The organism is Modestobacter muralis (genome assembly GCF_010682105.1).
Taxonomy (GTDB): Bacteria; Actinomycetota; Actinomycetes; order Mycobacteriales; family Geodermatophilaceae; genus Modestobacter; species Modestobacter muralis.
On the sequence record NZ_JAAGWH010000007.1, the window covers coordinates 28029 to 47964 of the forward strand.

Annotated in this window: 20 protein-coding genes; 11 read left to right on the forward strand and 9 right to left on the reverse strand. The window is 74.1% G+C overall.

Features of this window, described 5'->3' with window-relative positions; all coding sequences use genetic code 11:
• Positions 1 to 38: 38 nt before the first annotated feature.
• From GCU67_RS21590 to GCU67_RS02175, 4 genes are all read left to right on the forward strand, one after another.
• Positions 39 to 1493, forward strand: a complete 1455-nt coding sequence (locus tag GCU67_RS21590; protein ID WP_338104705.1) for a C40 family peptidase — start codon at positions 39 to 41, stop codon at positions 1491 to 1493.
• A gap of 221 nt (positions 1494 to 1714) precedes the next feature.
• Entirely contained in the window at positions 1715 to 3019 is a 1305-nt protein-coding gene (locus tag GCU67_RS02165; RefSeq protein WP_163609447.1) for an AAA family ATPase, read from the forward strand.
• A complete protein-coding gene (locus GCU67_RS02170) occupies positions 3016 to 3978 on the forward strand; it encodes a DUF58 domain-containing protein (protein ID WP_163609448.1) in 963 nt (320 codons plus the stop codon). Before GCU67_RS02165 ends, GCU67_RS02170 begins: the two co-directional genes overlap by 4 nt.
• Positions 3975 to 4931 carry a VWA domain-containing protein gene (locus GCU67_RS02175; protein ID WP_163609449.1) on the forward strand — a complete coding sequence of 319 codons (957 nt, stop codon included), beginning with the start codon at positions 3975 to 3977 and terminating at the stop codon, positions 4929 to 4931. The genes GCU67_RS02170 and GCU67_RS02175 overlap by 4 nt, the downstream gene beginning before the upstream one ends.
• Before the next feature lie 54 nt (positions 4932 to 4985).
• On the opposite strand, the gene GCU67_RS02180 is transcribed toward GCU67_RS02175, so the two are convergent.
• The 4 genes from GCU67_RS02180 to GCU67_RS02195 all read right to left on the reverse strand — a co-directional run bounded on the left by GCU67_RS02180 (position 4986) and on the right by GCU67_RS02195 (position 9231).
• Positions 4986 to 6467 (reverse strand): glycosyltransferase family 2 protein, encoded by a 1482-nt coding sequence (locus tag GCU67_RS02180; RefSeq protein ID WP_163609450.1) that lies wholly within the window; start codon positions 6465 to 6467, stop codon positions 4986 to 4988.
• On the reverse strand, positions 6464 to 7108 hold the full coding sequence (locus GCU67_RS02185; RefSeq protein WP_163609451.1) for a hypothetical protein: 645 nt from the start codon (positions 7106 to 7108) through the stop codon (positions 6464 to 6466). Before GCU67_RS02185 ends, GCU67_RS02180 begins: the two co-directional genes overlap by 4 nt.
• Positions 7109 to 7329: 221 nt before the next feature.
• Positions 7330 to 8799 (reverse strand): diguanylate cyclase domain-containing protein, encoded by a 1470-nt coding sequence (locus tag GCU67_RS02190; protein ID WP_163609452.1) that lies wholly within the window; start codon positions 8797 to 8799, stop codon positions 7330 to 7332.
• Between the two features lie 141 nt (positions 8800 to 8940).
• Positions 8941 to 9231, reverse strand: a complete 291-nt coding sequence (locus GCU67_RS02195) for a hypothetical protein (RefSeq protein ID WP_163609453.1) — start codon at positions 9229 to 9231, stop codon at positions 8941 to 8943.
• Positions 9232 to 9337: 106 nt separating this feature from the next.
• Here GCU67_RS02195 and fabG point away from each other — a divergent pair, with 106 nt between their 5' ends.
• From fabG to GCU67_RS02210, 3 genes are read left to right on the forward strand one after another with little or no spacing between them, the layout of a single operon-like run.
• Positions 9338 to 10042, forward strand: coding sequence for a 3-oxoacyl-ACP reductase FabG (fabG, locus tag GCU67_RS02200; RefSeq protein ID WP_163609454.1), 705 nt, complete (start codon positions 9338 to 9340; stop codon positions 10040 to 10042).
• A gap of 2 nt (positions 10043 to 10044) precedes the next feature.
• A complete protein-coding gene (fabI, locus tag GCU67_RS02205) occupies positions 10045 to 10833 on the forward strand; it encodes an enoyl-ACP reductase FabI (RefSeq protein WP_163609455.1) in 789 nt (262 codons plus the stop codon).
• A 50-nt stretch (positions 10834 to 10883) separates the two neighbouring features.
• Positions 10884 to 12074, forward strand: coding sequence for a ferrochelatase (locus tag GCU67_RS02210; RefSeq protein WP_338104706.1), 1191 nt, complete (start codon positions 10884 to 10886; stop codon positions 12072 to 12074).
• Positions 12075 to 12166: 92 nt separating this feature from the next.
• Here the strand turns inward: GCU67_RS02210 and GCU67_RS02215 are convergent, their stop codons facing one another.
• Positions 12167 to 12907 (reverse strand): hypothetical protein, encoded by a 741-nt coding sequence (locus tag GCU67_RS02215; protein WP_163609456.1) that lies wholly within the window; start codon positions 12905 to 12907, stop codon positions 12167 to 12169.
• A gap of 111 nt (positions 12908 to 13018) precedes the next feature.
• Here GCU67_RS02215 and GCU67_RS02220 point away from each other — a divergent pair, with 111 nt between their 5' ends.
• Positions 13019 to 13450 carry an NfeD family protein gene (locus tag GCU67_RS02220; protein ID WP_163609457.1) on the forward strand — a complete coding sequence of 144 codons (432 nt, stop codon included), beginning with the start codon at positions 13019 to 13021 and terminating at the stop codon, positions 13448 to 13450.
• 96 nt (positions 13451 to 13546) lie between these two features.
• Positions 13547 to 14794, forward strand: a complete 1248-nt coding sequence (locus tag GCU67_RS02225; RefSeq protein WP_163609458.1) for an SPFH domain-containing protein — start codon at positions 13547 to 13549, stop codon at positions 14792 to 14794.
• A gap of 77 nt (positions 14795 to 14871) precedes the next feature.
• Here GCU67_RS02225 and GCU67_RS02230 read toward each other — a convergent pair whose 3' ends face one another.
• Both GCU67_RS02230 and GCU67_RS02235 read right to left on the reverse strand, forming a co-directional pair.
• A complete protein-coding gene (locus tag GCU67_RS02230) occupies positions 14872 to 15798 on the reverse strand; it encodes an RNA polymerase sigma factor SigF (protein WP_246214470.1) in 927 nt (308 codons plus the stop codon).
• A gap of 146 nt (positions 15799 to 15944) precedes the next feature.
• Positions 15945 to 16403, reverse strand: coding sequence for an ATP-binding protein (locus tag GCU67_RS02235; protein WP_163609459.1), 459 nt, complete (start codon positions 16401 to 16403; stop codon positions 15945 to 15947).
• Between the two features lie 277 nt (positions 16404 to 16680).
• Between GCU67_RS02235 and GCU67_RS02240 the strand changes: the two genes are divergently transcribed.
• On the forward strand, positions 16681 to 17688 hold the full coding sequence (locus GCU67_RS02240; RefSeq protein ID WP_338104707.1) for a DNA topoisomerase IB: 1008 nt from the start codon (positions 16681 to 16683) through the stop codon (positions 17686 to 17688).
• Positions 17689 to 17869: 181 nt separating this feature from the next.
• On the opposite strand, the gene GCU67_RS02245 is transcribed toward GCU67_RS02240, so the two are convergent.
• Together GCU67_RS02245 and GCU67_RS02250 are read right to left on the reverse strand one after the other, a co-directional pair.
• Positions 17870 to 18268, reverse strand: a complete 399-nt coding sequence (locus tag GCU67_RS02245) for an STAS domain-containing protein (protein ID WP_014740101.1) — start codon at positions 18266 to 18268, stop codon at positions 17870 to 17872.
• 243 nt (positions 18269 to 18511) lie between these two features.
• The gene (locus GCU67_RS02250) at positions 18512 to 19054 is read right to left on the reverse strand and encodes a hypothetical protein (RefSeq protein WP_163609460.1); all 543 of its coding nucleotides are present in this window, start codon (positions 19052 to 19054) and stop codon (positions 18512 to 18514) included.
• A 170-nt stretch (positions 19055 to 19224) separates the two neighbouring features.
• Here GCU67_RS02250 and GCU67_RS02255 point away from each other — a divergent pair, with 170 nt between their 5' ends.
• Entirely contained in the window at positions 19225 to 19785 is a 561-nt protein-coding gene (locus tag GCU67_RS02255; RefSeq protein ID WP_163609461.1) for a DUF1360 domain-containing protein, read from the forward strand.
• Positions 19786 to 19936: the final 151 nt, after the last annotated feature.

The window sequence follows — 19936 nt, forward strand, 5'->3', positions numbered from 1 at the left end:
GGCGCCGGGCAACGGAGGAGCAGGCAGTGCGGGCACGCGTGGGCACACAGGCAGGGACGGGACGCCGGACGGGAGGCCGCTGGCTGCAGCGGGCACTGGCCGCCGGGACGGTGACGGCGGCCTGCCTGGTCGTCGCACCGGGCACGGCGGGGGCCGCGCCGGTAAACCCCAGCGACCAGCAGATCAGCGCCGCGGAGCAGGCGAAGGCCGCCGCCGCCGCGGAGGTCGGACAGATCACCGCCGCCCTGGCCCAGGCGCAGTCCGCGGCCGCCGGTGCCGCCGCGCAGGCCGACATCGCCCTGCAGGACTACGAGGAGAAGCAGGTCGCCCAGGACGAGGCGCGGACGGCGGCCGAGGCCGCGGCCGCTGCTGCCGCCGCGGCCGACGTCCAGCTCCAGGGCGGGCGGGACGCGGTCGCCGCCTTCGCCCGGGACAGCTACATCCAGGGCAGCACCGCCGGCGGTGCACTGGCGCTGATGACCTCCGGCGGTCCGGCCGAGCTGATCGAGCGGGCCGCCCTGCTCGACGCCGCCGGCGAGCACCGCACCGACGTCGTCGCCGAGTTCACGGTGCTCGAGCAGCAGGCCACCGCCGCCGAGCAGACCGCGCAGGCGACCCTCGGCGCGGCCGAGGCGCTCAAGACCGAGGCGGCGGCGCTGCTGGCCACCGCGCAGGAGCAGAAGGTCGCCGCCCGCGAGCAGGCCGCCGCCCTGGCCGACCAGCAGGAGCAGCTGGAAGGCCGGCTCGCGGAGGCGCAGCAGGTCGCGTTCGGCCTGGCCGGTGCCCGCAAGGCCGCGGAGGAGTACGCGGCGGCCCAGGCCGCGGCAGCCCCGCCGCCGGCCGCACCGCGCCGCACGACCGCCGCGGCACCGGCCGCCGGGTCCGCCGGCACGCCGGCGGCCGCAGCCCCCAGCAGCACGCCGTCCCGGGTCCCCGCCGCCGGTGCCCCGGCTGCAGGAGGCAACGCCGCGCCTGCTCCTGCCCCGGCCCCCGCCCCCGCTCCGGCGCCGGTCACGACGCCGGTCAAGGTCCCCGTCGCGCCGAAGCCCGGGGGGACCACCGCCGACGCGCCGTCCGGGTCGGCCGTGCAGCGGGCGATCGCCGCGGCCCGCACCCAGCTGGGCCTGCCGTACTCCTGGGGCGGTGGCGGCAGCAACGGGCCCGGCTTCGGGATCTCGCCGGACACCAGCATCTGGGGCTTCGACTGCTCCGGCCTGACCCAGTACGCCTACGCACAGGCCGGGGTCGCCATCGGCGGCACCAGCCGCGACCAGTACTGGCGCTTCCGCGACCGCACCGTCGCCCGGGCCGACCTCCAGCCCGGCGACCTCGTGTTCTGGGGCACCGGGAACGACTACACGTCGATCTACCACGTGGCGCTCTACATCGGCGGCAACCAGGTGGTCCAGGCGCCGCAGAGCAACGACGTGGTGAAGGTCAGCACCATGTGGTTCGGCAGCGACTACTTCGGTGCAGTGCGACCCACCGGCTGAGGAGAGACCATCTGCCCCACCGCTCGCAGGCTCGTGGCGGGACCCTGCAGGGGGCCGGGAGAGCCGGTGGTGGGGCGTCGGGCAGCCACGGGGGGAGCTGCCCGACGCACTGGCGAGGCTAGCAGCCCCGGCCGTGCGTGGGCAGCTCTCGCGACGCCGACCCACGCCTTTCCCCACGCCGCGCCGGTGGCCCGCACAGCCGGGTGGTGGAGACTGGGACGGTGACCGCTGCCGCGAGCCAGTCCGTCCCCGAACAGCCCGTCCCGCCGTCGGTGGACGCCGCCCAGCTCGAGCGCGCGCTGTTCGAGATCAAGCGGGTCATCGTCGGTCAGGACCGGCTCGTGGAACGGATGCTGGTCGGCCTGCTGGCCCGCGGCCACGTGCTCCTCGAGGGCGTGCCCGGGGTGGCCAAGACCCTCGCGGTGGAGACCCTCGCCCGCGTCGTCGGCGGGCACTTCGCCCGCCTGCAGTTCACCCCCGACCTGGTGCCGGCCGACATCATCGGCACCCGTATCTACAAGGCCGGCCAGGACGCCTTCGACACCGAGCTGGGCCCGGTGTTCGCCAACTTCGTGCTCGCCGACGAGATCAACCGCGCGCCGGCCAAGGTGCAGTCGGCGCTGCTGGAGGTCATGGCCGAGCGGCAGGTCTCCATCGGCGGCGTCACCCACAAGCTGCCCGACCCGTTCCTGGTGCTCGCCACCCAGAACCCGATCGAGAACGAGGGCGTCTACCCGCTGCCGGAGGCCCAGCGCGACCGCTTCCTGCTCAAGGTGCTCGTGGACTACCCGAGCCCGGAGGAGGAGCGGGAGATCATCTACCGGATGGGGCAGACCCCGCCGACGCCGCAGACGGTCCTCGGCCCGGACGACGTCCGCCGGCTGCAGCGCACCGCCTCGCAGGTCTTCGTCCACCACGCACTGGTCGACTACGTCGTCCGGCTCGTGGTGGCGACCCGGACGCCCACCGAGCACGGCATGCCCGACGTGGCCAACTGGGTCTCCTACGGCGCCAGCCCGCGCGCCTCGCTGGGCCTGATCGCCGCCAGCCGGGCGCTCGCGCTGATCCGCGGCCGCGACTACGTGCTGCCCCAGGACGTGCTGGACGTGACCGCCGACGTGCTGCGGCACCGACTCGTGCTCTCCTACGACGCGCTGGCCGACGGCGTGCCCGCCGACCACATCGTCAAGCGGGTGCTGCAGAGCGTCCCGCTGCCGCAGGTCACCCCGCGGCAGCGCGCCAACGGCTTCGGCCCCGCGGGCCCCGGCGGTCCGATGGTGCCCGGCCCCGGTGGGCAGTACGGCCCGCCGCAGCCGGTGCCCGCCGGCGCGCACGCCACCTCGAACGGGCAGGGCGCGCCGCAGGGCTGGTCCGACGGCCAGGGTCCCGCGGCAGGGCAGGGCGGGCAGCCGCAGTACCAGCAGGCCCCGTTCCAGCAGGCGCCTTTCCAGCAGGCGCCGTTCCAGCAGGGCCCGCCGCCGCAGGGCGGCCGTCCCGACGCCGGCTCGGGCCCGCAGCCGGGATGACCGGACCCAGCCCGGCGGGGGCGCCGGGCGGCACCGGCGGCGCCCCGCCGCACTTCGGGTCGGGGAGCTCCTCGGCGGTGCTGCTGCGCCGGCTGGAGCTGACCGTCCGGCGCCGCCTGGACGGGTTGCTGCAGGGCGACCACCTGGGCCTGGTGCCGGGCTCCGGCAGCGAGGCCGGCGACGCCCGCACGTACCACCCCGGCGACGACGTGCGCCGGATGGACTGGGCGGTGACCGCGCGCACCCAGTCACCGCACGTGCGGGAGACCGTGGCCGACCGCGAGCTGGAGACCTGGGTGGTCCTGGACCTCTCCGCGAGCCTGGACTTCGGCACCGCGGACTCGGAGAAGCGCGACCTGGCCATCGCCGGCCTGGCCGCGGTCGGCCACCTCACCGTCCGCGGCGGCAACCGGCTCGGCGCCGTGGTGACCACCGGCGAGCGGGTCGACCGGTACCCGGCGGTGCCCGGCCGGCTGGCCGTCGACCGGCTGCTGCGCTCCGTCGTCGACACCCCGCGGGCGGGGAGCGGACGCCGCGGTGACCTGGCCGCCGCGATCGACTCGCTGCGCCGCCCGCCCCGCCGCCGCGGGCTGGTCGTGGTGATCTCGGACTTCCTCGGCGACCTGGACTGGGAGCGCCCGCTGCGGGGGCTGTCGGCCCGGCACGAGCTGCTGGCCATCGAGGTCGTCGACCCGCGCGAGCTCGAGCTCACCGACGTCGGCCTGCTCACCGTCGTGGACCCGGAGAGCGGGCAGACCCTCGAGGTGCCCACCGGCAACGCCGACGTGCGCCGCCGCTTCGCCGAGGGCGCCGCCGCCCAGCGGGCGGAGATCGCCGCCGCCCTGCGCCGGGCGGGTGCGGGGCACCTGCGGCTGCAGACCGACCGCGACTGGATGGCCGACGTCGTCGCCTACGTCGCCCACCGCCGGCGTGCCGGCAACGGAGGAGCCTCCCGATGACCTTCCAGTCCCCGTGGTGGCTGGTGGCGCTGCTCGCCGTCGTGGCGCTGGTGGCGCTGTACGTGGTGCTGCAGCTGCGCCGCGCGAAGTACGCCGCGCGCTTCACCAACGTCGCGCTGCTCGGCTCGCTGGTGCCCAGGCGTGCCGGGTGGCGCCGGCACGTGGCCTTCGGCCTGGTGGCCGCGGGCCTGGCGGTGCTGGTGACCTCCCTCGCCGTGCCCAGCACCGAGGTCCGGGTGCCGCGGGAACGGGCGACGGTGGTCATGACCGTCGACGTCTCGCTGTCCATGCGGGCCACCGACATCGAGCCCGACCGCTTCCAGGCCATGCAGGTGGCGGCCAAGCAGTTCGTCGACGTCCTGCCCGCCCGGATCAACCTGGGCCTGGTCTCCTTCGCCGGGACGGCGACCACGCTGGTCACCCCGACCACCGACCGCGACCAGGTGCGCACCGCGATCGACAACCTGCAGCTGGCCGAGGCCACCGCGATCGGCGAGGCGGTGTTCACCTCCCTGACGACGGTGACGAACTTCCAGTCGACGCTGCAGACCGGTGGCGAGGAGGTGCCGCCGGCCCGGGTGGTGCTGCTGTCCGACGGCTACAACACGGTGGGCCGGGAGACGACCCAGGCGGTCGAGGCGGCGGTGGCCGCTCAGGTGCCGGTGTCGACGATCGCCTTCGGCACCGACTACGGCGTGCTGGACCTCAACGGCGAGCGCTTCCCGGTGCCCGTCGACCGGTCGACGCTGGAGGACATCGCCGACGAGACCGGCGGCAGCTACAGCGAGGCGGCGAGCGCCGCGGAGCTGGAGCAGGTGTACGAGGACCTCGGCAGCCAGATCGGCTACACGACCGAGGCCCAGGACATCAGCCCGTGGTTCGTCCGCGGCGGCCTGCTCTTCGCCTTCCTCGGCATCGTCGCCTCGCTGCTGTGGACCAACCGGCTGCTGTGACGCGAGGACCCCGCCGCCCCGAGGGGCAGCGGGGTCCGGGGACGGCGGGGTCCGTCAGACGGTGAAGCCGCGCTGCCGGCGGACGAGCTTCTTGATCATGAAGAGCGTCTGCAGCACGGTGACCAGGTACAGCACCGGCCAGCCGATCGACAGGATGGCCGACTGGACGCCGACGCTCTGCTGGCTCCAGGCGAAGATCAGCACCGTGAACGTGGCGACCGCGCACAGCGCCGGCATCACGTAGGCCGAGCCGCGTCCGCGCTCGGCGGCTGCCTGGGCGGCCCAGTTGTCCTTCTCCACCCGGGCCAGGAACTGCACCCAGGCGGTGACGAAGTGGCCCATCCGGATCCACATGTAGAGCTCGGCCGGGGCCATGAGCAGGGCGTACAGGATGTCCGAGGCGCTCTTGTCGTGCATCGACGCCGCGATCCGCAGGTTCAGCAGGGTCGCCACCGCCGGCGGGATCAGCCACACCGGGTTGAACACGAACGCGTCGATCGACAGCGCGGCGGCCAGCAGCAGCGCGAACGCCATCCGGGTGCTGATGTTGAAGAGCATCGAGATGTTCTCGTACCAGCGCAGGCGCAGGTTCGGGTGCAGCGGCTGGCCCTTGTTGTCCCCGCGCTGGCCCGGCCACAGCAGGTCGATGCCGCCGAAGTTCCACTTGACCTGCTGGCCGTGCAGCGAGCGCAGGTCGGTCATCGGGCCCACGTAGGCGCGGGCCCGGGCGCTGATCTTGGTGTTGAACCCGGCGTCCTTGATCTGCAGCGAGAGCTTGGAGTCCTCGACCTCCGAGTCGCGCACCCACGGGGAGGACTGGTGGTGGCGGTACATGACCGTCTCCAGCGCGCGGACGCTGAAGAGGCTGCACTGCCCGCCGAGGACGGCCATGTTCCGGCCGCGGACCAGGTTGTCCATGTTGAACCCGGCGAACTGGGCGCGCTGGCCGGCCAGCAGGAAGCGGGCCATGCCCCCGTGGACCTTGGTCTTGTCGAAGCTGTAGACGGCCGACAGCCCGCCGATGCGGGGGTCGGTCACCATCTCCTTCTCCAGCCACTCGACGCAGCGGCGGTCCAGGGTGGTGTCGCCGTCCACGCCGAGGATGTAGTCGTACCCGCGGCTGAGGTGGTAGCCGATGTTGAGGGCGCCGACCTTCTTGTCCGGGTTCTCCCCGATGTCGTGCACGTGCACGACGGTGCGGAACAGCTCGCCCTTGACGACCCGCTCGTGCGCGCCCTCGAAGCTGCGGGCGATCTCCGGGGTGTCGTCGTCGGTGTTGTTGATGATCACGTGGATGACGTCGGGGAGCCGGGTCTGCGCCAGCAGCGAGGTGAGGACGGCGGCGATCGTCCCCTCCTCGTTGTAGGCCGGGATGATGCAGCTGATGGTCGCGGTGCGCCGCTCGCTGCCCGTCCGCTGGTCGGCCCACTCGTCGGGGACGAGGGAGGAGATGTCCGGCGGCACCACGGTGCCCCGGGCCAGCAGCTGGATGCGGTCGGTGGCCCGGCGCATGCCCGGGACGACGAGCTCGGTCATGAGGTCTCCTGCAGGAGGGGCAGCTCGATGCTGTCCTGGACGGTCTGTCGGAAGTACTCGCCCGAGCCGATGGCGGTCTCGACGAGCAGGTCGAACTGCACGTAGACGGTGAGCTCGGTGGCGGTGGCCGCCGAGGGCGCCACGTTGAGCGCGCTGGTGTAGTCGAAGGGCGGGGTGAGCACGAACTCGCCGCGGTCCTCGGTGATCGTGGTGCGGGTCGTGCCGTCGTCGGCGGTGGCCGCGAAGCGGGTGACCTTCACGGCCTGGCGCGCCGGGCCGCCCTCGACGTGCGCGGCGAGCTGGACGGTCTTGACGTCGGCGGCGGTCCAGGAGACGGCCTCCTGGTCGGTCCACCAGTCGATGACGACGTCGCGGTCGCCGGTGGCCACCGTGTGGGTCACCGACCCGGTGTCCAGGTCGCCGGCGGTGCGCACCGGGGTGACCGGGGCCTCCTCGGCGACCGGCGCGAGGCTGGGCGCCGTCGCTGCTGTCGTCGCCGGAGCGGCGGAGGTCTCCGCCGCCGCGTCCGAGAGCCCCGGGCTCATGCCGACGTCGGGCAGCTGGCACCCCGACAGCAGCGTCCCCAGGGTCAGCGCGGCCCCCAGTCCGACTGCACCTCGCCGTGCTCCACCTGTTCGCATCGGGCACACCTCTTCTCCTGCGGCACGAGCCGCCCACGGTCATCGGGAGACCGCGCGGGAGGGGGACAGCGCCGGCCGCGTCCTCGAGCGATCGTCACCGACCGTAGAGACCGACCGAGCTGCGGTCACGCAGCGTCACGCTGGTGGGGGACAGGGAGGCACCGGACGGGTGAGTGGCGCCGATGACGGGGCGTGGCGGGTGGCTCGGGCAGGGCCGGAGGTCAGGTGCCCTCGGCGGCTGCCCGCCCCCGGGCCCGGGACCGCGCGACCTTGTCGGTGTACATCGCCGCGTCCGCCGCGCGCAGCAGGGCGGCGGGGTCGTCGCCGTCCTCGGGTCCGAGGGCGAGGCCCAGGCTGACGCCGACGCCGTGTCCGCCCAGGCCCCGCTCCAGCCGGTCACGCAGCTCCTCGGCCACCGCGGCCGCCTGCGCGCGGTCGGCCGTGCCGTCCAGCACGACGCAGAACTCGTCGCCGGCCAGCCGGGCGACGAGGTCCTCGGTGCGCACGGCCGCGCGCAGCAGCCCGGCGAGCTCGGCCAGCAGCGCGTCCCCGGCCTCGTGCCCGTGGACGTCGTTGACCGCCTTGAACCCGTCGAGGTCCAGGAAGACCAGCCCCAGCCGGCTCCCGTGCCGGTGGGTCCGGGCCAGCTCCCGTTCCAGGTGCCGCACCAGGGCGGCCCGGTTGGGCAGGCCGGTCAGCGCGTCGGTGAGTGCCTGCTCCTCCACCTGGCGGTGCAGGCGCGCGTTGTCCAGGGCCCGCCGCGCCGCGGCCGAGAGCCCCTGCAGGACGCGGTGTTCGGCGGGCACGCCGACCTGGGCGACGCCGGTGCGGGCCACGAGCCACAGGGTGCCGTCCTCGACGACCTCGCCCACCTGGTGCGGTTGCGGCGGGGCCGGCTGCAGCACCACCTCGCTGCGCGGCAGCAGCCGGGTGGCGTGGGCGTGCAGGGCGTCGAGCACCCGGTCCGGGTGCAGCGAGGCGTGCAGCTCGGCGGTGGCCTCGGCCAGTGCGTCGAGCAGGTCGCGTTCGGTGGCCAGCCGGGTGTGCCGGCGGCTGAGCACGGCGAGGACGGCCAGCAGCGGGAGCAGGCGCCACGTACCGACCGGGTCCCGCAGCACCAGCGGTGCCAGCAGCAGCCCGAGGACCACGCCCGCGGTCTCCACCACGACGAGCTGGCGGAGCCCGCTGGCGAACCCGGCGACCAGCCGCCCCCTGCCGAGGCTGAGCACGGTGACCACCTGCAGGTGGCTCACGGTGCCGAACACCACGGCCGCGACAGCGGCCGCCACCAGACGCGGAGCGCCCTGGTCTGCCAGTGTCGCGGCGGTCAGGGCGCCGGCCGCCCCGGCGGTGAGCGTCGAGGCGCCGTTGAACAGCCGGTTGACCGCGCTGGTGCGCAGCGACCCGATCAGCACCGCCGCCGCGACCCCGGCGGACAGCGCGGCGGCGGCCGGTGGCAGGACGGCATAGGCCAGCACGGCGGCGGTCTCGCCGAAGGTCATGTGGGTGGCCCGGTCCCGGCGCCCGATGGTCACCGGGGAGAACAGCAGCAGCGTCACGACCGCGGTGGTGACGGCCCACGTGGCCGGGGACCGCACCAGTGCCGGACCGGCGCGGACCAGCTCCACCGCGACGGCTGCGACGCCCAGGACCACCAGCGTCACCAGGAACACCCGGGACCTGCCGTGCACCGGACCACCGCCCTCTCTGCCGCGCGGGGTGGTCCGGGCCGGTCCGGACGGCCTGCGTCAGCGGGAGGCTACTGGGACGTCCGTTCCCGTTCCGCGACGACGCGGCGCGCGGGGGCGAGCTGATCGCGGCCGGGCACCCGGTCAGTCGGTCGGGAACAGCCGGTCGACCGCGGGGGAGCGGCGTACCTGCACGCTGCGCCCACCCAGCGCGGCGACGTCCAGGTGGTCGCGCACCAGCTCCAGGGCGGCACCGCTCAGCGAGGTGACCGAGCGCGCGTCGAGCACCTCGATCCGCGCGGGCTCGGCGCCGTAGCGCTCCCGGAACGCCGCCACGGCACCGGCGTCCACGGCGCCGGCCAGGCACAGCGCGCGTCCGTCGGCGGTGTTCAGCAGCCGGACCAGTCCGCGCGCCGGGGCGGGGGGAGGGGACACGGCACCAGTGTGCGGCGGCCGGACGCCGACCGCGCGGGCGTGCGCCGTCGGGCCACCGACTAGGTTCATGGACGGTTGTACCCGGGCGAGTGGCGAGGTGGGCTGAGTGGGCAGGTCGGTGCTGGTGACCGGTGGGAACCGGGGGATCGGGCTGGCCATCGCCCGCTCGTTCGCCGAGGCGGGTGACTCCGTGGCGGTGACCCACCGCGGCAGCGGCGCCCCCGACGGGCTGTTCGGCGTGGAGTGCGACGTCACCGACTCGGCGGCCGTCGACCGCGCGTTCACCGAGGTCGAGGAGCACCAGGGCCCGGTCGAGGTGCTGGTCAGCAACGCGGGCATCACCCGCGACGGGCTGCTGCTGCGGATGGGCGAGGACGCCTTCACCGACGTCGTCGACGCCAACCTGACCGCCGCCTTCCGGGTCGCCAAGCGCGCGGCGCCGAAGATGGTGCGCGCCCGGGCGGGCCGGATGATCTTCATCAGCTCGGTGGTCGGGCTGCTGGGCTCGGCCGGGCAGGTCAACTACGCGGCCAGCAAGTCCGGCCTGGTCGGGCTGGCGCGGTCGATCGCCCGCGAGCTCGGCAGCCGGAACATCACCGCCAACGTGGTGGCGCCGGGGTTCGTGTCGACCGACATGACCGCCGAGCTGTCCGAGAAGCGGCAGCAGGAGATCCTCGGGCAGGTGCCGCTGGGGCGGCTCGCCGGGGCAGACGAGATCGCCGGCGTCGTCCGCTTCCTGGCGGGCGAGCAGGCGGGTTACATCACCGGGGCCGTCGTCCCGGTCGACGGCGGACTGGGGATGGGGCACTAGACATGACCACTGGCAACGGAATCCTCGAGGGCAAGACCATCCTGGTCGCAGGCGTGCTGACCGAGGCCTCGATCGCGTTCTCGGCGGCGAAGATCGCCCAGGAGCAGGGCGCGACCGTCGTCCTGTCGAACTTCGGCCGGGCGCTGTCGCTGTGCCAGCGGATCGCCAAGCGGCTGCCGCAGGAAGCAGCGGTGGTCGAGCTGGACGTGACGAACACCGAGCACCTGGCCACGCTGGCCGACCGGCTGCGCGAGCACCTCGGCGCCGACGCCCGGCTGGACGGCGTCGTGCACTCGATCGGCTTCGCGCCGCAGGAGGCCATGGGCGACGGGTTCACCGAGGTCGCCTGGGAGCACGCGGCGACGGCCTTCCAGGTCTCCACCTGGTCGCTGGCCAGCCTCACCCAGGCCTGCCGCCCGCTGTTCGGCGACACCGCCGCGGTGGTCGGGCTGACCTTCGACGCGACCGTCGCCTGGCCGGTCTACGGCTGGATGGGCGCGGCCAAGGCGGCGCTGGAGTCGACCTCCCGTTACCTCGCCCGGGAGCTCGGCCCGGAGGGCGTGCGGGTCAACCTCGTCGCCGCCGGCCCGCTGCGCACCATGGCCATGAAGTCGATCCCGGGCAGCAACCAGTTCGAGGAGGCCTGGGAGGGCCGCGCGCCACTGGGCTGGTCGGTCACCGACACCGAACCCGCCGGCAAGGCCGTCGCCGCGCTGCTGAGCGACTGGTTCCCGGCCACCACCGGCGAGATCGTGCACGTCGACGGCGGCTTCCACGCTGTGGGCGTGTGATGGCAGAGCCACGGGACGGGCGTGTGATGGCAGAGCCACAGGACGGGCGTGTGACCGCCGCCCCGGTCGACGCCCGCCCGCAGCACCCGCTGCCCGACGGCGTCTCGATCACCCCGGCCGGGCAGGAGCCGAACGCGGACTCCTCGCTGGCGGTCCGCAACAACGGCGGCGTCGCCCCCTCGTCCGACCCGGCCCCTGCCGGCCGGCGTGAGGCGCTGTTGGTGCTCGGCTTCGGCGGGCCCGAGGGCCACGACGACGTCATGCCGTTCCTGCTCAACGTCACCCGCGGCCGCGGCATCCCGCCCGAGCGTCTGGAGGCCGTCGCCGAGCACTACCACCACTTCGGTGGCGTGAGCCCGATCAACGAGCAGAACAAGGCGCTGATCAGCGCCCTGGAGGCCGACCTCGCGACCGCCGGCGTCGACATGCCGGTCTACTGGGGCAACCGCAACTGGGCGCCCTACGTCGAGGACGCCTGGCGGCAGATGGCCGAGGACGGCATCGAGCACGCCTACGTGCTGGCCACCTCGGCCTACGCCTCCTTCTCCGGGTGCCGGCAGTACCACGAGGACGTCGCCCGGGCTCGGGTCGCGCTGGAGTCCGACCCCACCGGTCCGGCCGGGCCCACGGCGGAGAAGCTGCCGCACTACTTCGACGCACCGGGCTTCGTGCAGGCCAACGCAGACGCGCTGGCCGCCGCCATCGCCTCGCTGCCCGCCGAGCTGCGGGACGGCGCCCGGCTGGTCGCCACCGCGCACAGCATCCCGAACGCGATGGCCGCGGTGGCCGGGCCGCAGGGCGGTGCCTACGAGGCCGAGCTGACGGCTGCCGCGCAGGCGGTCGTCGACGCTGCGGCGCCGGGCCGGTCCTTCGACCTGGTGTGGCAGAGCCGCAGCGGCCCGCCGTCGGTGCCGTGGCTGGAGCCCGACGTCAACGACCACCTGCGGGCGCTGGCCGAGTCCGGCGAGCAGGCCGTGGTTGTCTTCCCGGTCGGCTTCATCAGCGACCACCTCGAGGTCATCTGGGACCTGGACAACGAGGCCGAGGAGACCGCCGGCGAGCTCGGGCTGGCGTTCGCGCGGGCGGCGACCGCGGGCACCCACCCGGCGTTCATCACCTCGCTGCGGGAGCTGCTGGAGGAGCGTCGCGCCGGCGGCGAACCGCGGCTGGGCACCAACTGCCCGGCCTACTGCTGCTTCGTCCAGCGCCCGTCCGCCCGCCCGGCGGCCGCCGCCACCTGAGCCGGGGCCCGCTCTTGGTTGCACGCTCTTCGTGCGCGTCGCACGTGCTGTGGCACGCGCACTGCACACGAAGAGCGTGCAGTGCGGCCGGGCTAGGGGCGCGGGACCCAGTTGTAGGCGGCGACGGTGGCCTCGCGGACGGCGTGGGCCAGCGGGCGCAGCGCCTCGTCGCGGCGGGCGGCCTGGGCGTGGGTGACTGCGGCGCCGGGTGCGTCGGCCATCGCCAGGTCGAGCACCTGCGACAGCCGCTGCGCCCGGCCGAGCACCGACGCGGCCAGCTGGTCGTGGTCGTCGGGCAGGCCCACGGCGTGCACCCGGCGCGCCAGTCCGGCCAGCAGCGCGGGCACCTCGGGGTTCCACCGGGCCAGGTCCAGCGCGGCCAGCGTGCGCGCGGAGTCGCCGACGGCGAGGTCCAGGGCGCCGGACACCGAGCGCAGGGTGCCCTCCACCGGCGGGGCCGCAGGCGGGGCGCCGTCCAGGGACACCGCCGTCCAGGAGACCACCTCCGGGCCGATCTCCTCGGGGACCAGCGCGATCCGGGTGCCGACCACGGCCTGACCGGACTCCAGCGCCAGCGCGACCAGCGGGGGCAGCGCCGGGACGCCCCGGATGTCGCCGGGCACGGGCAGCACCAGCCGCAGCCGTTGCTCACCCAGCCCGCGCAGCGCGCTCAGCGCCCAGCCCAGCGGCACGGCCTCCTCGGTGCCGGGCAGCCCGACGACGCGGTGGCCGGTGGTCCCCACCAGAGCGTCGAGCGCCTCGTCGTAGGAGGTGCGTCCAGTGAGCCAGGCGGTGGCCCAGACGGCGAAGCGGCCGGCGGCGATGTCGTGCACGGTTGTCGAGGTTACGACGCCCCGGCGCCCGGGGTGGGCGCCCGGGCAGGTGAGGTGGCCGACGTGCGCGCGGACCGGTCGGACACGGCTCCGCGTGCCAGACTGCGGAGCGTGGCTGCCTGGTTGCTCTGGTTGATCGCCGCGGGGCTGTTCGCCGCCGGCGAGATGGCCAGCCTGGACCTGGTCCTGCTCATGTTCGCCGGTGGCGCCCTCGGCGGGATGAGCGCGGCGCTGCTGACCGACAGCCTGCCGGTGCAGCTGGCCGCCTTCGTGGTGGTCTCGGTGGGGCTGCTGACCGTCGTCCGGCCGGTCGCCAAGCGGCACCTGGTCGACCGCACGCCCGAGCAGATCGACGGCGTGCAGGCCATCGTCGGGCGCACCGCGGTGGTCAGTCAGCGCGTCGACGCCACCACGGGCCAGGTGCGGATGGGCCACGACGAGTGGTCGGCGCGCACGCAGCTCGACGGCGAGGTCTACGAGGTGGGCACCGAGGTGCGGATCGTGCAGATCGAGGGCCCGGTCGCCTACGTCAGCCACACCTGAGCCGTCCCGGACGGATGACGTCGCCCGCGCCGTGATGCCGACGCGGGTGACGGTGCACCATCGGGGGCACGCACCACCTCCGAGCAGAGGAGCACCGTGGAACCCGCACTCATCGCACTGATCGTGGTCGTGCTGCTGGCGATCGTCGTCCTGGCCAAGAGCGTGACGATCGTCCCGCAGGCGCAGGCCAAGGTCGTCGAGCGGCTCGGCCGCTACAGCCGCACCCTCTCACCCGGCCTCGCCCTGCTCGTGCCGTTCGTCGACCGCGTCCGCGCGACCATCGACCTCCGCGAGCAGGTCATCTCCTTCCCGCCGCAGCCGGTCATCACCGCCGACAACCTGCAGGTCGGCATCGACACCGTCCTGTACTTCCAGGTCACCGACCCGCGGCTGGCCGTCTACGGGATCGCGAACTACATCACCGGCATGGAGCAGCTGACCACCACCACGCTGCGCAACGTCGTCGGTGGGCTGAACCTGGAGGGCGCGCTCACCGGCCGGGACGGCATCAACTCCCAGCTGCGCGACGTTCTCGACGGCACAACCGGACCGTGGGGCCTGCGCGTGGCCCGGGTGGAGATCAAGGCGATCGACCCGCCGGCGTCCATCCAGGACTCGATGGAGAAGCAGATGCGCGCCGACCGCGACAAGCGCGCGGTCATCCTCACCGCCGAGGGCCAGCGGCAGTCGGCGATCACGACCGCCGAGGGTCAGAAGGCGGCGGCGATCCTCAACGCCGAGGGCAAGAAGCAGGCCGCGATCCTCGACGCCGAGGCCGAGCGGCAGAGCCGGATCCTGCGTGCCGAGGGTGAGCGGGCCGCGCTCTTCCTGCAGGCGCAGGGCCAGGCGAAGTCGATCGAGACGGTCTTCCAGGCCATCCACGACGGCAAGCCCGACTCCGGCCTGCTGGCCTACCAGTACCTGCAGACGCTGCCCAAGATCGCCCAGGGCGACGCGAACAAGATGTGGATCGTCCCCAGCGAGTTCAGCAAGGCGCTGGAGGGCCTCGGCCGGCTCGGTGGCTCGGACGGCGGGGAGAGCCGCTCCTGGCTGGACGTCGACCGCGCCCCGAACGGCAACGGCGCCACGGCGGCCCCCGCGACCGCACCGGCCGCGGCTGCTGCACCTGCCGCAGCACCGGCGCAGTCGCTGGACACCAGCACCTGGTTCGACTCGAACCTGCCGCCGGCCGCGGAGCAGCCCGAGGCGAAGATCTCGCTGTCCAGCATCGGCGTGGAGCCCGGCCTGCCCAGCGGCGCGCCGCCGCGCCCGTCGCTGGCCCAGGCCACCGAGGAGGTCCGCAGCACCCCGCAGCTCGGCAGCGGGGTCGTTCCGGAGAAGTGACCCGTCGTACGCCAGTGGCCCAGGACCGACTCGGTCCTGGGCCACTGGCGTACGGCGCCCTGCACGGGGGTCCTTCGTCAGTCCTTGAGGAGACCCTCGCGGAGCTTGGCCAGGGTCTGGCTGAGCAGCCGGGACACGTGCATCTGCGAGATGCCGATGTCGGCGGCGATCTGCGACTGGGTCATGTTGCCGAAGAACCGCAGGATCAGGATGCGGCGCTCACGGGCCGGGATGGTGGCCAGCAGCGGCTGCAGCGACTCGCGGTACTCCACGCCCTCCAGTGCGGCGTCCTCCTCGCCCAGCGTCGCGGCCAGGGTGGGGGAGTCCTCCTCGCCGGAGAGCCGCTCGTCGAGCGAGCTGCTGCGGTAGGCGTTGGCCACCGCCAGGCCCTCCAGGACCTCCGCGCGCGGGATGCCCAGGTGCTCGGCCAGCTCCGACGGGGTCGGGGCGTGCCCGTTCTTCTGGGACAGCTCGCTCACCGCGGCATTCAGCGACAGGTGCAGCTCCTGCAGCCGGCGCGGCACCCGCACCGACCAGCCCTGGTCGCGGAAGTGCCGCTTGATCTCCCCGGTGATGGTGGGGACGGCGAAGGACAGGAACTCCACACCGCGGGTGGGGTCGAACCGGTCGATCGCGGCGATCAGCCCGAGGGTGCCGACCTGCAGCAGGTCGTCGAAGGGCTCACCGCGGTTGCTGAAGCGGCGGGCGAAGTGCCGGACGAGGGGCAGGTGCTCCTCGACCAGGATCTCCCGCAGCCGCTCCCGGCGGGGGTCGCCCTTCTCCAGGGCGGCCAGCTCGACGAACAGCGGCGCGGTGCGCTCGGCCCGGCTGCGGTTCTCCGACAGCGGGACGGCGGGGACGTCGGCGGTGACCGCGGGCAGCTCGGGCGAGGTGTCGGTGACCGCTGGGATCTCCGGGGAGGTGTCGAGAACGGCAGGCAGGTCCGGCGAGGTGTCGGTCACCGCGGGGATCTCGGGTGCGGTGTCGGTGGACTCGGTGGTCATCTCGGTCGTCTCCGTGGCAGCGCCCGCAGGAGCCGGTGGGGTCGGGACCCCGGCCTCAGCGGTGGCGGGGGTGCGGGGCCGGAGCGGCCCACGCTGGTCGAGGACGGCGTCGTCGGCGGCCGGAACGTCCGTGGCAGCCGACCGGGTCACAGTGCGACCGACGCGAACTGGCGCAGCTTCTTCACCAGGGCGATGCGGGCCACCGGCGTGCTCGAGCCGTCACCGGCCACGACGGTGGCCTGGGTGCTGGGGCCGGCTTCCACGGTGTCGACCAGGGTGTGCAGCACCGCCCAGCCGAAACCGTCGCGCGGCACGTCGACACCGGACTCGGTGGGCACCCAGGCGTCGATGCGCAGGCCCTCGCGGAAGGCCTCGAAGACCACCGTCAGCGGGGCGTCGCCCAGGGCGACCGAGGACAGCGTCGCGCAGGCCTCGTCGACGGCCAGGCGGAGGTCCTCGACCGCATCCAGGTCGAAGTCCATCCGCATCGCGAGGTCCCCGGCCATCGCGCGCACCGCGGGCAGCTGGGTGGGCGAGGTCGGGACCCGCAGCTCCAGCCGCTCGGGGCGCCGCTCGCCGGTGGCGGCAGCCGTCGTGTCGACCATGCGTCGTTCGCTCCTTCGTCGTCCCCGCGCCCCGGACGGGGGCACGGCGGTCCATCCTCGCGAACCCGCGCGCTGCTCCGACCGGAGCGCGCGCGGGGAGCGGCAGCCCCGCAGGTGGCGCCCGGGCCGCGCCCGGCACCACCGACGGCAGCTGCACCGACAGACTGTCATGCCCACCTGGACGGGCGCGAAACGAGGGACGTCCGGACAGGGGACTCGTGGGTGACTGTTCACGCGGGCGGGTTTGAGGCGACCCGGTCGTGCCCACCTGACCGGGGTGAGACTCCGCCGCAGTGACGTGCACGCCAAGGGCTGGACCAGGCGGCGGGCCGGACGCAGCTTCGCCTACTACGACGCCGACGGCGTCCTGATCCGGGACGAGCGGCTCGACCGGCTCAAGTCGCTGGCCATCCCGCCGGCCTGGAAGGACGTCTGGATCTGCCCGTGGCCCAACGGCCACATCCAGGCCGTGGGGACCGACGCCGCCGGCCGGCGGCAGTACCGCTACCACGACGAGTGGCGGGTCAAGCGGGACGCCGCCAAGCACGAGCGGGTCCTGGAGATCTCCCAGCAGCTGCCCGACGTCCGCGACGAGGTGGTGGCCGCGCTGCGCACCCGCGGGCTCAACCGCGACCGGGTGCTGGCCTGCGCCGTCCGGCTGCTGGACCTGGGGGCCTTCCGGATCGGCAGCGAGCAGTACGCCGAGGACAACGGCACCTACGGCCTGGCCACGCTGCGCCGCGAGCACGTCTCGGTGCGCGGTGAGCGGGTGTTCTTCCACTACCGGGCCAAGCACGGCATCGAGCGTGAGGTCGAGCTGCTGGACCGGCCGACGGCCACCGTCGTCCGGCAGCTGCTGGAGCGCCCGGCCGACCAGGGGCAGGAGCTGCTGGGTTATCCGCTGGAGGACGGCAGCTGGCACGACGTCACCAGCGACGAGATCAACGCCTACCTCAAGGAGATCAGCGGCGCGGAGATCACCGCCAAGGACTTCCGCACCTGGAGCGCCACGGTGCTGATGGCCGCCACGCTGGCCGAGGAGCCCAAGCCGAGCAGCAAGACCGCCCGCAACAAGGTGGTCAAGGCCGCCTACGTGCGGGTCAGCGAGCAGCTGGGCAACACCCCGACGGTGGCCAAGAACAGCTACGTGGACCCGCGGGTGGTCGACCGCTGGGAGCACGGGGAGTCCGTCGCCGACGCGCTCGCCGAGGCCGCGCAGGCCCCGGACGATCGCACCGCCCAGCGCACCATCGAGGCAGCGGTCTGCGCGATGCTCACGCCCTGACCGAGGTGGAAGGACCCCGTCCGCCTCATCCCTCGCACGCTCGGGCGAGCCTCCGGACGGGGTCGGGACCCCACCGCTCGCGAGCTCGCGGCGGGGCCGGAGACGACGAAGGCGCCCCGCGGCTGCGGGGCGCCTTCGTCGTCTGTGGGGCCGGGGCCCCGGGAGTGCTGTGCCGGGGGCGTCAGGCCTTCTCGGCGATGGTGAACAGGTCGATCAGACCGGTCACCTCCAGCGGGCGGGTCACGGCGCGGGTGTTGGCCACCAGCCGCAGACCGACGTCGCGGGAGCGTGCGGACTTCTGGGTCTCCACGAGCACGGCCAGGCCGGCCGAGCCCAGGAACTGGACCCCGCACAGGTCGATCACGAGTGCAGTGGGCTGCTGCTCGAGCTGGGTGTCCAGGGACGCCCGGAGGACCGGGGCGGTGAACGTGTCGACCTCGCCGACGACGGTCACGGTGACCGTGCCGTCGTCGTCGGTGGACGTCGACAGCGTGATCACGTCGTCGAAGGGCGCTTCGTTCGAGTCAGCGGGGGCCGACACGTCGCGCGAGCCCTCGGCGGGTGAGTCAGATGAGGTCACGGACTGCAGCTCCTCTCAGCGGCGGTGCCCCGCGGGCACGCCTTCGCCGGACCAATGTAGCGCTGTACACGGTCCGGACGGGGTGTGGCCTCGGTGCACCGGGGTTCCGGGCACGACCTGCCCGGTCAGTTCCGGACAGGCAGCGGCTGGCTGCTCAACCGTGGCGCCCAACCTAGTCGCGGCATGATCGCCACACCACCCAGGGCCCGGGCGGTGGCCGCCCGGGCGTGCTGCCGGGTCCGCTCAGCTGTCCTGGACGACGTGCACCGCGCTCTCCTCGGGACCCTCGCCGCCGGCCGGCGCGTCGGCGAAGGCCTCGACGTCGTCGCCGGTGCGGTTGGTGCCGGAGTCGCTGAGGGCGTCGGTGTCCTCGTCCTGGTCGAGCTGGGCGAACGCGCGGTCGGGGTCCTCGGCCGGGCGGACAGCGGCGGCGTCGTCGGGCACCTCGCGCTCGAGCCGACCGGACAGGGACTCGCCCTCGGCCTGCTCGAAGGCCGTCGTCCCGAAGTCGACGCTGGCGTTGGCGCGCTCGCCGGGGACCGGCTCGAACTGCGGGTCCTCGGCCAGGGCGGCGGTCTGGATGTCGTCGTCGGCGATCTCGGGGACGCCGTCGTCCTCGTAGGAGATGTCGCGGGCGGTCTGGCCCTCGGGGCCGACGTCGCCGGTCACGCCGTCGCGGGCGCCGGTGAGGCCGCGCTCGTCGTCGGGGAACTCGGCGTCGTTCAGCGCGCCGTCACGGGCTGCCTGGTCGATCGCGGCCTGGTCGGTGGGGTCCGGTGCGGTCATGGTGGTGCCTCCGTCCTGCGTGCTGGGCACGCTCGTCCGTCCGCAGGGGACAGGGAGCCGGTCGGGTGACCGGCGTCGTGATCTCGGCCCTACCCGTCCCTCCGCCCACCATGCGTGACGCCCGTCCCGCCCCGGCATGGCCGGGCGACGCGGGGGGTACCGCGGTCGACATGGCGATCACAGACGAGGTCCAGCGGATCAGCGCACCGGTGCGGCGCTGGGCGCGGGTCCAGAAGCAGGAGTACACCCAGGGCGAGCCGCGCCCGCTGGGTGCCGACCTGGGTGCGATGAGCGTCTACGTCGGCCTCGTCGGGGCAGCGGCGACCGCCATCCGGGTGTCCGGGCGGGAGCTGCCGACCCGGATCCCGATCGGGGACGCCGTGCTGCTCACCGTCGGCACCTTCCGGCTGGCTCGACGGATCGCCAAGGACCCGGTCACCGCACCCCTGCGGGCACCGTTCGTCAGCTACCAGGGCACGTCCGGTGAGGCCGAGGTGGCCGAGGAGGTGCGCGAGCACGGCGGCGTCAAGCACGCCGTCGGTGAGCTCGTCACCTGTCCGTTCTGCCTGGCCCAGTGGGTGGGCACCGGCTTCGTGCTCGGGTACGTGACCGCGCCCCGGGCGACCCGGCTGGCCGCGCTGACGATGACGATGGTGGCCGGCTCCGACGTCCTGCAGTTCGTCTACGACGCCATCCAGAACGGTGCGTTGAAGCCCGCCGACGGCGCCTGAGGGGTTCGTCCTGGTCACGCTCCGTGGCCAGCGGGTCCGCCTCGTGCGAGGCGGCCCCGATGGCCGCGGGTCTCCCAGGTCACCCGACGGGGTGGTCCCTTGCGCTGGGTGACCGGCTCACCCTGCCGGAACACCGGCTGCGGACCTAGTC